Genomic DNA, 13,426 nt, shown 5'->3' with positions numbered 1-13,426 from the left:
AGGTCGTGGCGCTGATGTCTGGCACGGCGCTGAGCGGTTTTGCGCTGGCAGCACAGGCCCAGCAGAACGAGGTTCTGGAGCGAGGCGAACGCCTGTTCTCCTCGTCGGAAACGATCACCTATTCGCTGTTTATCGGCGTGGTCTCGGCCACCCTGTTTTCCATTGTCTGGTTGGTCCGGCAGCGGGGAAACATCGAGGCGGAAACCAGCGAGTACCGCACGGCTCTGGCTGAGGCCAATGCCAAGATTTCCAAATATGAGGCCCTGATTTCCGACAAGTCCAGACGCATCGTGATCTGGGAAAATGCCGGTGAGCGCCCCGAATTCATCGGCCAGCTGCCTGCCGATACAGGCGTTCCCTTCGCGGATCAGGACTTTCTGGCCTTTGGCCGTTGGCTTCGCCCCGCCTCTGCGGGTCCGCTTGAAAACGCGCTTGAGAAACTGCGCAGCCATGCCCAGAGCTTTGATCTGACCATCGAGACGCACCGCGGCGAGGTCATCGAAGTTCAGGGTCGCGTTTCCGGCGGCAAGGCCTTCGCTCAGTTCGTCGCATTGAGCAATCTGCGCGCCGAACTGGCCGAGCTGAAAATCGAGCGTGAGCGTCTGGTGTCGTCGATTTCGACATTCCAGGACCTGTTCGACAGCATCGACCAGCCGGTCTGGCGCCGCAATTCCGAGGGCGCGCTGACATGGGTCAACCACAGCTATGCGCTGAGTGTTGATGCCCGCACGCCGGAACAGGCCGTGACCGAGCAGCGCGAGTTGCTGAACACCGTGACCCGCCAGAAAATCCGCGCCAGCTCCACACCCGAATCACCCTTCCACGACCGCATTTCGACCGTCGTTTCCGGCAACCGAACCTTCTTTGACGTGGTTGACCTGAAGACGACAGGTGGATCCGTGGGCATGGCGGTTGATACGACCGAGGCCGAGACCGTTCGTGAAGAGTTGAAGCGCACGCTGAAAAGCCACGCCGAGACGCTGGATCATCTGGGAACGCCGGTCGCGATCTTCGACGGCCAGCAGCGCCTGCAATTTTACAATCAGGCCTTTGTCAGCCTGTGGGGTCTGGATCTGGTACTTCTGGAATCCAAGCCTGACAATTCCGAACTGTTTGACCGCCTGCGCTCCGATGGCAAGCTGCCCGAGCAGCTGAGCTGGAAGAGCTGGAAGGAAACGGCACTTTCCGTTTACCGTTCGCTGGATACCAAGACTGACCTCTGGCACCTGCCCAATGGACAGACGCTGCGCGTGATCGCGACCGCGCATCCGCAGGGCGGTGCGACATGGGTGTTCGAGAACCTGACCGAACAGGTCGATCTGCAGATGCGTTACAACACGCTGGTCAAGGTTCAGGGCGAGACTATCGACCACCTTGCCGAAGGTGTGGCTGTGTTCGGTGCCGATGGGCGCATGCGCCTGTCCAACCCCGCTTTCCGCGCATTGTGGGCGATTACCGCTGATGAAGCGGAAGCCGGCAAGCATATTCGCTCGATTGAAGAGGTCTGCGCCCAATCCTACGACAAGCCGGATGGATGGCGCGCATTCAGCCAGTTCATCACCAGCTTCGATGATGAGCGCCTGTCCAAACAGGGCACGCTTGAGCTTCTGTCCGGCCTGGTGCTGGATTACGCCATCATTCCTTTGCCGGATTCGCAGACCATGCTGACCTTCGTCAACATGACCGATAGCGTGCGCGCGGAACGGGCCTTGAAGGAAAAGAACGAGGCGCTGCGCAAGGCAGACGAGCTGAAAAACGACTTCGTCCAGCACGTGTCCTATGAATTGCGTTCGCCGCTGACCAACATCATCGGCTTTACCGATCTTCTGAAAACGCCAGGTATTGGCGAACTGAGCGAGCGGCAGGCCGAATATCTCGACCACATCTCCACGTCTTCCTCGGTGCTGCTGACCATCGTCAACGACATCCTGGATCTGGCGACAGTCGATGCCGGTATCATGCATCTGAATTACACCGAAAACGACCTGTCAGAGCTTCTGGATGATGTTTCGGTGCTGATCACCGACCGTCTGCAGGAAAGCGGCGTGTCTCTTGAGATTGTCGCGCCTGCGCATCTCGGTGCCATCGTGGCCGATCATCAGCGTCTGAAGCAGATTCTCATCAAGCTGTTGACCAATGCGGCCAATTTCGCACCCGAGGGCTCGGCTATTACGCTGACCTGCCAGCGCAGCGAAGGCGATTTCGTGTTCTCGGTGGCCGATCAGGGACCGGGTATTCCCCAGGACATGCTGAAATCCGTGTTCGACCGCTTTTCGACGCGCGGCAATGGTGGCCGTCGCACGGGCGCAGGTCTTGGACTTTCGATTGTCGAAAGCTTCGTCAGCCTGCACAACGGCAATGTCACCATCGATAGCCGTCCGGGTGAAGGTACCGTCGTCAGCTGCCGCATTCCATCCGGTTCGCATCCGCATTCCATCGCCGCCGAATGAACGGGACGGTCTTGCCTCTTTCCATACCCCTCGCCGATGAAGCCGAAACCATCCGGCTCGGCGAGGAGCTGGCACTCACCGTCAAACCGGGCGATTGCATTGCTCTGATTGGCGATCTTGGTGCCGGAAAATCCACCCTTGCGCGCGCCTTGATCCGCGCGATTGCGGGCGACCCTTATCACGAGGTTCCGAGCCCGACCTTCACCATCGTGCAATCCTATGGCTTGCGTTTTCCCGTCCACCATCTGGATCTCTACCGACTGTCGGATGTGTCTGAAATGGATGAGCTGGGCATCGACGAGATGCTGTCAGACGGCGTGTGCCTCATCGAGTGGCCGGAACTGGCCGCAAGCGAAATGCCTGCCGACAGCACCATTACGCTACGCCTCACCCATCAGGGCGAAGGCCGTGTGGCGACCATCGATGCACCGCCCCGGCAGCGGGCGAGGCTGGAGCGGGTGCTGGCCATCCGCGATTTTCTTGAGGCAAACGGCAAGACAAACGCATCTCGCCAATATTTCAGCGGCGACGCGGCCTACCGCACCTATGAGCAGGTGAACGATACCGCTGGCCAATCCCTGCTGATGGACTGGCAGCCGCCACCGCGAGGCCCCGTCATCCAGGATGGCAAGACCTACGCCGAGATCGTGCATCTTGCGCGGGATGTGGCACCCTTTGTCGCCATAGATCATTACCTTCTCGAAAACGGCTTTTCCGCCCCTCACATCCTCGCGCAGGATCTGCAAGACGGATTGCTGCTTCTGGAAGACATGGGGCGCGACGGTGTGCTGGATGAGGATGGTGCGCCCATTGAGGAACGCTATCTTGGAAGCGTCGCCTGCCTTGCCGCGCTTCACAAAGCCCCTGCCCCCAAAGACATCGTGCTCGGCGATGATATGACCTACCGCGTGCCAACGTTTGACGCGGATGCGATGAAAATCGAAACCTCGCTGCTTCTGGACTGGTATCTGCCGCATGTCAGCGGCAAGGAAACCGATGAGAGCGACAGGCAGAGCTTCTTTGCCGTCTGGGATCAGCTAATCGCAAAGCTTGATGATGCCGAAACCGGCCTCTTGCTGCGCGATTTTCACTCGCCCAACATCATCTGGCAGGCTGAGAAATCCGGCATTCAGCGTGTCGGCATAATTGATTTTCAGGATGCGATGATCGGCCCCACGGCCTATGACCTGGCGTCCATTATTCAGGATGCGCGGGTTACCATCTCACCTGAGCTGCAAGCGCGGTTGATGGCGCATTATCTCGAACTCAGGCGCGATGACGCCAGTTTCGATGAGGCGGCGTTTCTGAAAGCCTTCGCCATCATGGCGGCGCAGCGCAATTGCAAGCTGGTGGGTATCTGGGTGCGGCTGATGAAGCGCGATGGCAAACCGCATTACATGAACCACATGCCGCGCACCTTCTCCTATTTGCGCTCGGCACTCAACCATCCCGACCTTGCGCCTTTGCGCGACTGGCTGATAGATGCGGGTGTTCCCATCCACGAAGAGTGAAGTTTTTCCATGACGATCAGACAGGCGATGGTGCTGGCGGCGGGTCTTGGCACCCGAATGCGACCGATCACGGATACGATCCCGAAGCCTCTGGTGCGGATCGCCGGGCGGCCGATGATCGATTACATCCTCGACATGCTGGTGGCTGCCGGTGTCGAAACCATTGCCGTTAACATCCACCACCATGCCGACCAGATGGTTGCCCATCTCAACGCCCGAAAAGACGTGCGGATTCTGATTTCGGACGAGCGCGAGCAACTCATGAATTCCGGCGGCGGTCTTGCCAAGGGCTTGAAGCTGCTGGAAGCCGGGCCGGTTCTGGTCATGAATGCGGACCTGTTCTGGGTTGGCGAAACGCCTGGTAAGCCCACCAACCTGCAAAAGCTTGCGCAGTTCTTCGATGCTGAAACCATGGATATGGCGTTGCTGTGCGTGGATATGGACCGCACGACCGGACATAATGGCAAGAAGGATTTCAGCCTCGCACCTGACGGCGCGTTGACGCGCTATAGGGAAGGCGAGCCGCGTCCCGTGGTTTATGCGGGTGCGATTGCCATGAATAAGGCGCTTCTGGACGACGCCCCTGAAGACGCCTTCAACCTCAACATCTATTTCGACCGCGCCATCGCTCAAAACCGGCTTTTTGGCCTGTCACTTGATGGACAATGGATTACCGTCGGCACGCCGGATGCTATAGAGGATGCGGAACGAACCATCGCAGCAACCGACAAGTGAGATGAGCCAGTGGCGCATGCCAAGCGTATTCTAACCATCGCCCCCGGCACGCCCTTTCTGAAGACGCTGGCCGAAAGTCTTTGCGATGGCAGGCTGGCGCCCGGCTTCCGTTACGATCCCGCCGACCCGCTATCACTGGCCAAGGTCACCATCTATGTCCCGACCCGCCGTTCCGCCCGCGTCCTGCGCTCGGAATTCGTGGATTTGCTCGGCGGACAATCGGCTATTCTGCCCATCATCAGGCCCTTGGGCGAAACCGATGACGATAGCGGTTTCTTCGACGTTGAAACGCCAGCGACCATCGATCTCGCACCGCCCATTTCCAGCACGGCCCGGCTGGTCGAGCTTGCCCGCCTCATTCTGGCCTGGCGCAACAGTCTGCCGGATGCCATCCGCGCCGTGCATTCGGACTCGCCGCTCGTCGCACCTGCAAGTCCTGCCGATGCCATCTGGCTTGCGCGCTCGCTGGCCGAGGTTATCGACGCCATGGACACGGAAGACCGGGAGTGGGATGCGCTTTCCAAGCTCGACACCGCCGACCATGCGCAGTGGTGGCAGCTGACCGCCGATTTCTTGAAGATCGCCAGTGTTTTCTGGCCTGCCCGGCTGGATGAACTCAACAAATCCTCGTCCGGGCGGCATCGCAACGCGATTCTGCGGGCCGAGGCCGAACGCATTGCTCGGATTGGCTCCGATGACCCCATTATCGTTGCGGGTTCCACCGGCTCCATTCCGGCAGCGGCAGACCTGATCGCAGCGGTCGCATCCCTGCCGCAAGGCACAATCGTCCTTCCGGGCCTCGATATGGATATGCCGGAAGAGCAATGGCAGTCAATCAATGAGAGCCCCGACGACCCCTCCAGCCGCACCCACTCGCAATATGGTCTCTATATTCTGCTGCAAAAGCTCGGCGTTTCCCGAAACGATGCGGAGCAGATCGGCGTTCTGGACAGCGACCTGAAAGACCGTGCGGCGATCTTTTCCACAGCACTTGCGCCAGCAAAGGCCACCAGCGAATGGAACGAGTGGCGCGAAGACAAGAGCGAAGTTTTTTTTGAACAGGCCTTTGCATCCGCTGCCATCATCGAAGCCGCGAATGAACGCGAAGAGGCAACGGCCATCGCCATTGCCCTGCGCCTGGCGCTGGAAGCCGGGGCCACCGGCGGCCAGTCGCAGGCGGCGCTGATCACGCCTGACCGTGGCCTTGCGCGCCGGGTGGCAACCGAGCTTGCCCGCTTCGGCATCGAGGCCGATGATTCCGCCGGTACGCCGCTATCGGCCACGCCGCAGGCGAGCCTGTTGATGCTGGCACTTGAGGCCATCCTGCGCCCCGGCGATCCCGTTGCGGTCATGTCCCTGCTCAAACATCCGCTCTCGCGCTTCGGTCTCGGGCAAACAGAGGTCGGTCATGCCGTTGCCGGGCTGGAGTTGCTGGCGCTTCGGGGTGGGCGGACCGAAACCACACTCGATACGCTGGAGGCCCTGCTGCACCGCCAGCTGGCTCTGCATGCAGACGACCGCCATTCGCCACAGTGGCGCAAATCTCTTGGCGAAGGCACCGACCTTGCCGCTGCCGATCTTGCACGCCGCATCAGCGCGGCCATCGAACCGCTGGATGCGGCCTTCATTCGCAAGGATGCCGTCACCGGGCGATTGACGGCGCGGCTGACGCTTGCCGATTGGGCGGAGCGCACGGGCCGGGTGATCGAAGCCATGTGTATCGATGAGAAGGGTGATCTGGCCAGTCTCTGGTCGCATGAGGCGGGCGAAAAACTCTCCGGCCTTCTGTCTGAGTTGATGGATTGCGGCAGCGTGCTGGAAGCCGATGGGCCGCAATGGATCGACATCATGACGGCGCTGATTGCGGGCGAATCGATCAAGCCCCGGGCCATGCGCCATCCGCGCGTGTTTATTTTCGGTGCGCTGGAAGCCCGCCTGCAAAGTGTCGATACCGTCATCATTGGCGGGTTGAACGAAGGCATCTGGCCGGGCCAGACGGCCAACAACCCGTTCCTGTCCCGCAACATGAAAACCGCCATCGGGCTTGAGCCACCGGAACGGCGCATCGGTCAGCTTGCCCATGATTTCGAGATGGCGAATGGCACACGCCAGATTTTCTATACCCGCTCGCTTCGTCAGGGATCGACCCCTGCCGTGGCTTCCCGCTGGCTGCAAAGGCTTCTGGCACTGGGGGGCGAAGGCTTTACGGAGACATTGAAAGCGCGTGGTACGGCCTATCGCCACTGGGCCAACATGCTGGATGATGGCGAAAACCAGCAGCCCGCCAAGCGCCCGGCCCCGACGCCGCCTGCGGAGTTGCAGCCGAAATCCTATTCCTTCAGCGAAGTGGGCAGGCTGCGGCGCGACCCCTATTCCATCTATGCGCGGCGCATTCTCAAACTGGATCCGCTGGATGAGTTCAACCGCGATCCGGGTGCTGCTGATCGCGGCACGCTCTACCATCGCATCATGGAAACCTATTCCCGCGAGGGCCATGTGGCAGGCACGCCTGTGGCCGAAGAGGCGATGTTTCGGGTGCTGCACGCCTGTTTTGACGCTGAAAACCTGCCGCCGCATATCGATGTCGTCTGGCGGCCTCGTTTTGAGGCGGTAGCCCGCGAGTTCCTGAAATGGGAAAAAGAGCGCCGGGCGCTGGTCAAGCGCAGCCATATCGAGGTGCGGGCCGGACAGGAGATACCGGAAGCGGGCATTCGCCTGACCGGCGTTGCCGACCGCATCGACATCAAGACGACAGGCATGGCCGATATTATCGACTATAAAACCGGCCTGTCGCCCTCGGTCAAACAGGCCCGCTCGCTGCTTGATCCGCAATTGGCACTGGAGGCAGCCGCCCTCATGCGCGGTGCCTTCAAGGATGCGGGATCTCCGACACCGGAAGATCTCATCTATGTGCGCCTGCGGCCCGGCCAACGATTCGGTACCGATACGATCAACAATGAACATGCCAAGGCAAGCGCCAAGACCGTGCCGAAATCAGCGGTTGAACTGGGCACCGATTCCATCGATCAGCTTGCCAAATTCGTGATTTCGCTGCGGCAAGGCCAGAACGGCTTCGTTTCGCGGCTGATTCCCGAGGAACAGCAAGCCTATGGTGGCGAATATGACCACCTTGCCCGCGTATCCGAATGGTCCACGGCAGAACCGGGAGATGGCGATGCTGAATGACATTATAGACCACGGCCCCGGACAGGACGATCCGAAAAGCTGGATTGACTGGACAAGTGCGCAGCAGACCCGCGCCTCCGATCCCGCCAGTTCCGCATGGGTTTCGGCCAATGCCGGGTCCGGAAAGACCCATGTCTTGACGCAGCGCGTGATCCGCCTGCTTCTGGCCGGTTGCCGCCCATCCGCCATTCTGTGCCTGACCTATACCAAGGCTGCGGCGTCTGAAATGTCGAGCCGCGTGTTCGACCGACTGGCCGACTGGGCGACACTCTCCAATGCGGATCTCAGCGATCGCATCACGGCCATTGAAGGCCGGGTGCCCGATCTCATCAAGCTGAAGGAAGCGCGACGTCTCTTCGCCAAGGCGCTGGAAACGCCGGGTGGCCTGAAAATTCAGACCATTCACGCCTTTTGCGAGGCGCTTCTTCACCAGTTTCCGCTGGAAGCCAATGTCGCCGGGCACTTCTCGGTTCTGGATGACCGGGCAGCAGCCACACTTCTGGCCGAAGCGCGCCGCACGCTTTTGACCGCCGTCTCCATGGAGGCGGATCAGCCTTTGGCGCAGGCGCTGGCCTATGTTCTCGATATTGCCGATGAGACGGGCCTCGAGTCCCTTCTCAGCGCCATCGTTTCCAACCGGAATGCCATCAGCGCCTTTCTAGACAGGGCGCGCCAATCCGGCGGCATCGATGCCACCCTTCGCGCCCATGCGGGCATTGACGCGAACGAAACGGAAGAAACGGCGGCGGCAGCCTATTGGCCCCTGCCCGGCCTTTCCGGCCTGTCGATGGATACCTATCTGACGCTGGCTGACGAAATTGGTGGTTCACGGGTCATCGACGTTGCCTATGCGCTGCGCGAAGCTGCCCGCACCACGGATGTTTTCAAACGTGTCGAATTCATTGAGGCCGCTCTGCTCACTTCGCAAGGTGCGCCGAAATCCGATGCCTATGTCATCAACAAGGCCATGCAGAAATCGGCACCGTCCCTGCTGGATGACCTCATTCTGGCTCGCGCTCATGTCGTGGCTTGCCGGGATCGCTACCGCACCCTGCGCATGCTGGAAGCCACCAGACATGCGCTCACATTGGCGCAGCGGCTCATCGGTGACTTTGAAGACCTGAAAAAACAGCGCAGCCAGCTGGATTTCGAGGATCTGATCGAACGCGCCGCGACCCTTCTCAACCGCGATACGGCGGGTGCATGGGTGCATTACAAGCTGGATCAGGGCATCGACCACATTCTGGTGGATGAGGCGCAGGATACCAGCCCGGTGCAATGGACCATCATCCAGTCGCTGGCCGCCGATTTCTTCCATGGAGAAACCGCGCGCGAGGGACGACGCACCGTCTTTGCCGTGGGTGACGAGAAGCAGTCGATCTATTCCTTCCAAGGCGCAAGGCCGGAGCGGTTTTCGCAGGAAAGCCGGGAAACACAAAAGCGCGTGACCGCTGTTGAGCAGACATTTCATTCCGTGCGCCTGCCGCTGTCCTTCCGCTCCACGGTAGATGTTCTGGCCGCCGTCGATCAGGTGTTTTCGCTTCCCGAACATGCCGAAGGTCTGAGCGCCGAGAAAGAACCCGTCGAACACCGGTCCAATCGCCACGGACAGGCGGGCACGGTGGAACTGTGGGACATGGTTGCCGCCGAGCCGGTTGAGAATGAAGAGGACTGGACGGCACCCTTCGATGCGCTGCGCGAAAGTGCGCCGCCTGCCATCGTCGCGCGCCGCATCGCCGCCCGCATCGCTGAGATGATCGGCAAGGAAACGGTGGTCGAGAAAGGCGTGGAGCGCACCATCGAGGCGGGAGACATTCTCGTTCTTGTGCGAAAACGCCACGCCTTCGTCAACGCGCTGACCCGCGAGCTGAAACAGCGGAAAAACATTCCCGTTGCCGGTGCCGACCGCCTGCGCCTCACAGACCATATCGCCATTCAGGACCTGCTGGCGCTTGGGCGCTTCGTGCTTCTACCGCAAGATGATTTATCGCTCTCGGCGCTTCTGAAAAGCCCACTGTTCAACCACTCAGAAGACGACATTTTCGATATCGCTGCAAAGCGCCCTGAAAATACTAGCGTCTGGCACCATCTGCAGGCGCTCTCGAAAGAGGATGAGGGTCGGGCGTTCGCGGCATCGGTTGCCAAGCTCACGCATTTCATCGAACTGTCGAAGACGCAGACCATCCACGATTTCTTCGCCGCCGTGCTGACGCTGCATGAGGGACGTGCGAAGTTTCTAGGGCGGCTTGGCAATGAAGCCAGCGACGTGCTGGACGAATTCCTCTCCTTTGCGCTGGACCATGAAAAAACCGGCCTGCCCGGCCTGCAATCCTTCATTTCCGTGATGGAAACCGACGCGCCTGAAATAAAGCGCGAGCAGGACAAGGAGCGCGGCGAAGTCCGCATCATGACGGTCCACGCCTCCAAGGGTCTGGAGGCACCGGTTGTGTTTCTGGTGGATGGCGGCTCCAAGGCCTTCATTCACAGCCACCTGCCAAAACTGCGCTTCATCGAAAATGGCGCGGCCAAGCTGCCGATCTGGTTGCCCGGCAAGGGCTTTGACAATGCGCTTGTCTCACAGGATGAGGACCGCCTCAAACTTTCCGCTGAGCAGGAATATCGCCGCCTCCTCTATGTGGCCATGACACGCGCTGCCGACCATCTGATCGTCTGCGGCTATCGCGGCCCGCGAGAAAATCCCGATTGCTGGCATGCCATGATTGCCCGCTCTCTGGGCGCGGATGACATCAGGTGCAAGCGGCAGGCATTCTCCGCAGGCGGGGAAGAGTGGGATGGCCTTTTGTGGCAGTCAACCAGCCGCGATGCCAAGGCCGTTGCCACGACAGAGCCGCCGCCTGCCCCGGTTCTGGATGCTTTGCCTGCATCTCTGATGCAGCCGCTGCCGCCACCGCCCGCTTTGCCACGTCCGCTCAGCCCGTCCGGTGCCGGAACCATCATCGATGATGGCTCGGAGGATTTGCTGGTCACCTCCCCGCTGTTTTCCAGCCAGGAAGTATCCTCGGGTCTGGCGCTGCAACGCGGCAGGCTGGTGCACCGCATGTTGCAGACGCTGCCGGAATATCCGAGCGAGGAGCAGCCGGATGCCGCCCGCCGTTATGCGGAGCGCGCCGCGCGGTTCTGGCCTGAAAAGGAGCGGGAAAAACTGATCCATTCCACGCTATCCGTGTTGCGCGAACCAGCCCTTCAATCCGCCTTTTCCGCCAATAGCCGTGCGGAAATCTCCATCATGGGTACCTTGCGGTTGAGCAACAGGGACTATGCCGTCTCAGGCCGCATCGACCGACTGGCCGTAGACGGCGACCGCGTCATTCTGGTCGACTACAAGACCAACCGCGTTCCACCCGTCCGTGATGCCGAGATACCGCTGGCGCATAAAGCACAGCTTGCGATCTATAAAAGCATTCTGGCGCCGCTTTATCCCGGCAAGACCTTCACCTGCGCGCTGGTCTATACGGAAAACGCTTCATTTGTGACGCTGAGCGACCAGTCGCTGGCTGATGCGCTTGCTGCAATCGAGACAAAGTGAGATATGGGACATTGAAATAACCCGCCAGCAGCATCACATGCTCATCAACCAACACCACTGACAATCTTGTCATTGAAAGGAGAGCCACCCATGGCTACCGTGAAAGTCGATACATCCAATTTCCAGGCAGAAGTGCTCGATTCCGCTGAACCCGTCGTCGTCGATTTCTGGGCGGAATGGTGCGGCCCTTGCAAAATGATCGCCCCAAGCCTCGAAGAAATTTCCAACGAGCTGGCCGGCAAGGTCAAGGTCGTGAAGCTCAACATTGATGAAAACCCGGAGCTTGCAGCGCAGTTCGGCGTTCGCTCTATCCCTACCCTTGCCATGTTCAAGGGCGGCGAAGTGGCAGACATCAAGGTTGGTGCAGCACCAAAGACAGCTCTTTCGGCCTGGATTTCCAGCGCTGCCTGATTGGGTGTTTGGATAGAATGAGAAAAGCCCGGTCATCGCCGGGCTTTTTCTTTTGGGGCATTCTTAAACACATCGCCGTCATCCTCGGGCTTGACCCGAGGATCTGACGAACCCCTATATCGAACGTGGTTAGATCCTCGGGACAAGCCCTGATATGACGGTGGGGATAGAATGGCTCAACCCTCGAAGCCGATGCAGCGAATTTTACTGCGGCACAGTTCCGTTCAACGCCAGCGCATTGCCAGCCAGATAGAGCGAGCCACCAATCAGAATGCGCGGCGCGGGTTTGTCCGGCATGATCCGCTTTTTCAACTCTTCCAAGGCTTCTTCAATGGAAGATGTGGGGGCGGCGACAAGGCCGGCGTCAAAGACGGCGTGGGCGAGAACCACCGGATCGATGGCTGCATCCGTGCCATTGATCGGAACGGTGAAAACATATTGTGCGATATCGGCAAAGGCCTTAAAATATCCCACCTGATCCTTGGTGTTGATCATGCCGGCAATCAGAAACAGCGGGCGAGCATTGGCTTCCTCGAACCCCGCCATGGCTTCGGCAATCACCTCACCCGCGCCGGGATTATGGCCACCATCGATCCAGATTTCAGAACCCGGCGGTGCCAGATCGACAATCCGGCCTGATGTGATGCGTTGCAGGCGGCCCGGCCATTCCACCGATGTCATCGCCGTCTCAACCATTTTGTCCGTCACCTCAAAACCGGCAGCCTTGACGGCGCGGATGGCGGCGGCGGCATTGGCCAACTGGTGGCGACCGGGAAGGCGCGGCAGCGGCGCATCGATGAGGCTGGTTTCATCCTGATAGACCAGACGCCCAAACTCCTCATGCGCTGAAAAATCCTGCGCATAGACAGCCGTCGGGCATCTCAGGCGTTCAGCGGTCTGGACCAGAACATCCAGTGCCGCATCGTATTGCTGATGACCAATCACGACAGGCGATCCGGCTTTCATGATACCGGCCTTTTCAGCGGCAATCAGTTCAACGCTATCGCCTAGGTACGCCTGATGATCCAACGAGATCGGCATAATGATCGATACGGCGGGGTCGGTGATGACGTTGGTCGCGTCAAAACGCCCACCAAGGCCGACCTCCAGGATCACGGCATCGGCGGGGTGTTCCGCAAAGAGAACGAATGTGACAGCCGTCAGAATCTCGAAAACGGTGATCATCTGCCCGTCATTGGCAGCAGCCACACGTTCCAGCGCATCGGCCAGAACGGCATCTTCGACATAACGGCCCTTTTGGCCGCGCAGGCCCAAACGATACCGTTCGTACCAGTTGACGAGATGGGGAGATGTGTGGACGTGAACGGCAAGGCCCGCAGCTTCTAGCAGCGCCCGGCTGAAGGCCGTGACAGAGCCTTTGCCATTGGTGCCAGCCACGTGCAAAACTGGCGGCAGACGCTTGTGCGGATTGCCGAGCTTTTCGAGAAGAGCGGTTATTCTATCCAGCGAAAGATCAAAGCCTTTGGGGTGAAGCCCCAAAAGCTTTTCGATGATCCGTTCCGCTGCGCTCTGGGCGGGTGTCGTCATATCCGTCATTGGCGTCTCCGCTGCCCAGTGGCGATAGA

At 59.8% G+C, this 13,426-nt stretch carries 7 protein-coding genes; 6 read left to right on the top strand and 1 reads right to left on the bottom strand.

Going from position 1 to position 13,426, the window contains the following annotated elements; translation table 11 throughout:
* Positions 1 to 14 precede the first annotated feature (14 nt).
* The 6 genes from RQI55_RS15500 (at position 15) to trxA (ending at position 11,840) form a co-directional block, all read left to right on the top strand.
* Positions 15 to 2,450 carry a PAS domain-containing sensor histidine kinase gene (locus RQI55_RS15500; RefSeq protein WP_243258201.1) on the top strand — a complete coding sequence of 812 codons (2,436 nt, stop codon included), beginning with the start codon at positions 15 to 17 and terminating at the stop codon, positions 2,448 to 2,450.
* On the top strand, positions 2,447 to 3,961 hold the full coding sequence (gene tsaE / locus RQI55_RS15495; protein WP_311273143.1) for a tRNA (adenosine(37)-N6)-threonylcarbamoyltransferase complex ATPase subunit type 1 TsaE: 1,515 nt from the start codon (positions 2,447 to 2,449) through the stop codon (positions 3,959 to 3,961). Before RQI55_RS15500 ends, tsaE begins: the two co-directional genes overlap by 4 nt.
* Positions 3,962 to 3,970: 9 nt before the next feature.
* Positions 3,971 to 4,696, top strand: a complete 726-nt coding sequence (locus RQI55_RS15490) for a nucleotidyltransferase family protein (RefSeq protein WP_243258173.1) — start codon at positions 3,971 to 3,973, stop codon at positions 4,694 to 4,696.
* Between the two features lie 9 nt (positions 4,697 to 4,705).
* Positions 4,706 to 7,882, top strand: a complete 3,177-nt coding sequence (gene addB, locus RQI55_RS15485) for a double-strand break repair protein AddB (protein ID WP_311273142.1) — start codon at positions 4,706 to 4,708, stop codon at positions 7,880 to 7,882.
* Positions 7,872 to 11,429: a double-strand break repair helicase AddA gene (addA, locus tag RQI55_RS15480; protein ID WP_243258171.1), complete on the top strand. Its 3,558-nt coding sequence runs from the start codon at positions 7,872 to 7,874 to the stop codon at positions 11,427 to 11,429. The genes addB and addA overlap by 11 nt, the downstream gene beginning before the upstream one ends.
* Positions 11,430 to 11,519: 90 nt before the next feature.
* On the top strand, positions 11,520 to 11,840 hold the full coding sequence (trxA, locus tag RQI55_RS15475; protein ID WP_243258170.1) for a thioredoxin: 321 nt from the start codon (positions 11,520 to 11,522) through the stop codon (positions 11,838 to 11,840).
* A 204-nt stretch (positions 11,841 to 12,044) separates the two neighbouring features.
* On the opposite strand, the gene RQI55_RS15470 is transcribed toward trxA, so the two are convergent.
* On the bottom strand, positions 12,045 to 13,388 hold the full coding sequence (locus tag RQI55_RS15470; protein ID WP_243258200.1) for a folylpolyglutamate synthase/dihydrofolate synthase family protein: 1,344 nt from the start codon (positions 13,386 to 13,388) through the stop codon (positions 12,045 to 12,047).
* Positions 13,389 to 13,426 lie beyond the last annotated feature (38 nt).

Origin of the sequence: Rhizobium sp. WCS2018Hpa-16 (assembly GCF_031843705.1) — a bacterium.
In the GTDB taxonomy this organism is placed as follows: domain Bacteria; phylum Pseudomonadota; class Alphaproteobacteria; order Rhizobiales; family Rhizobiaceae; genus Agrobacterium; species Agrobacterium tumefaciens_C.
The sequence above is the reverse complement of the archived record's forward strand: the minus strand, read 5'-3'. Positions and strand labels throughout refer to the sequence as shown.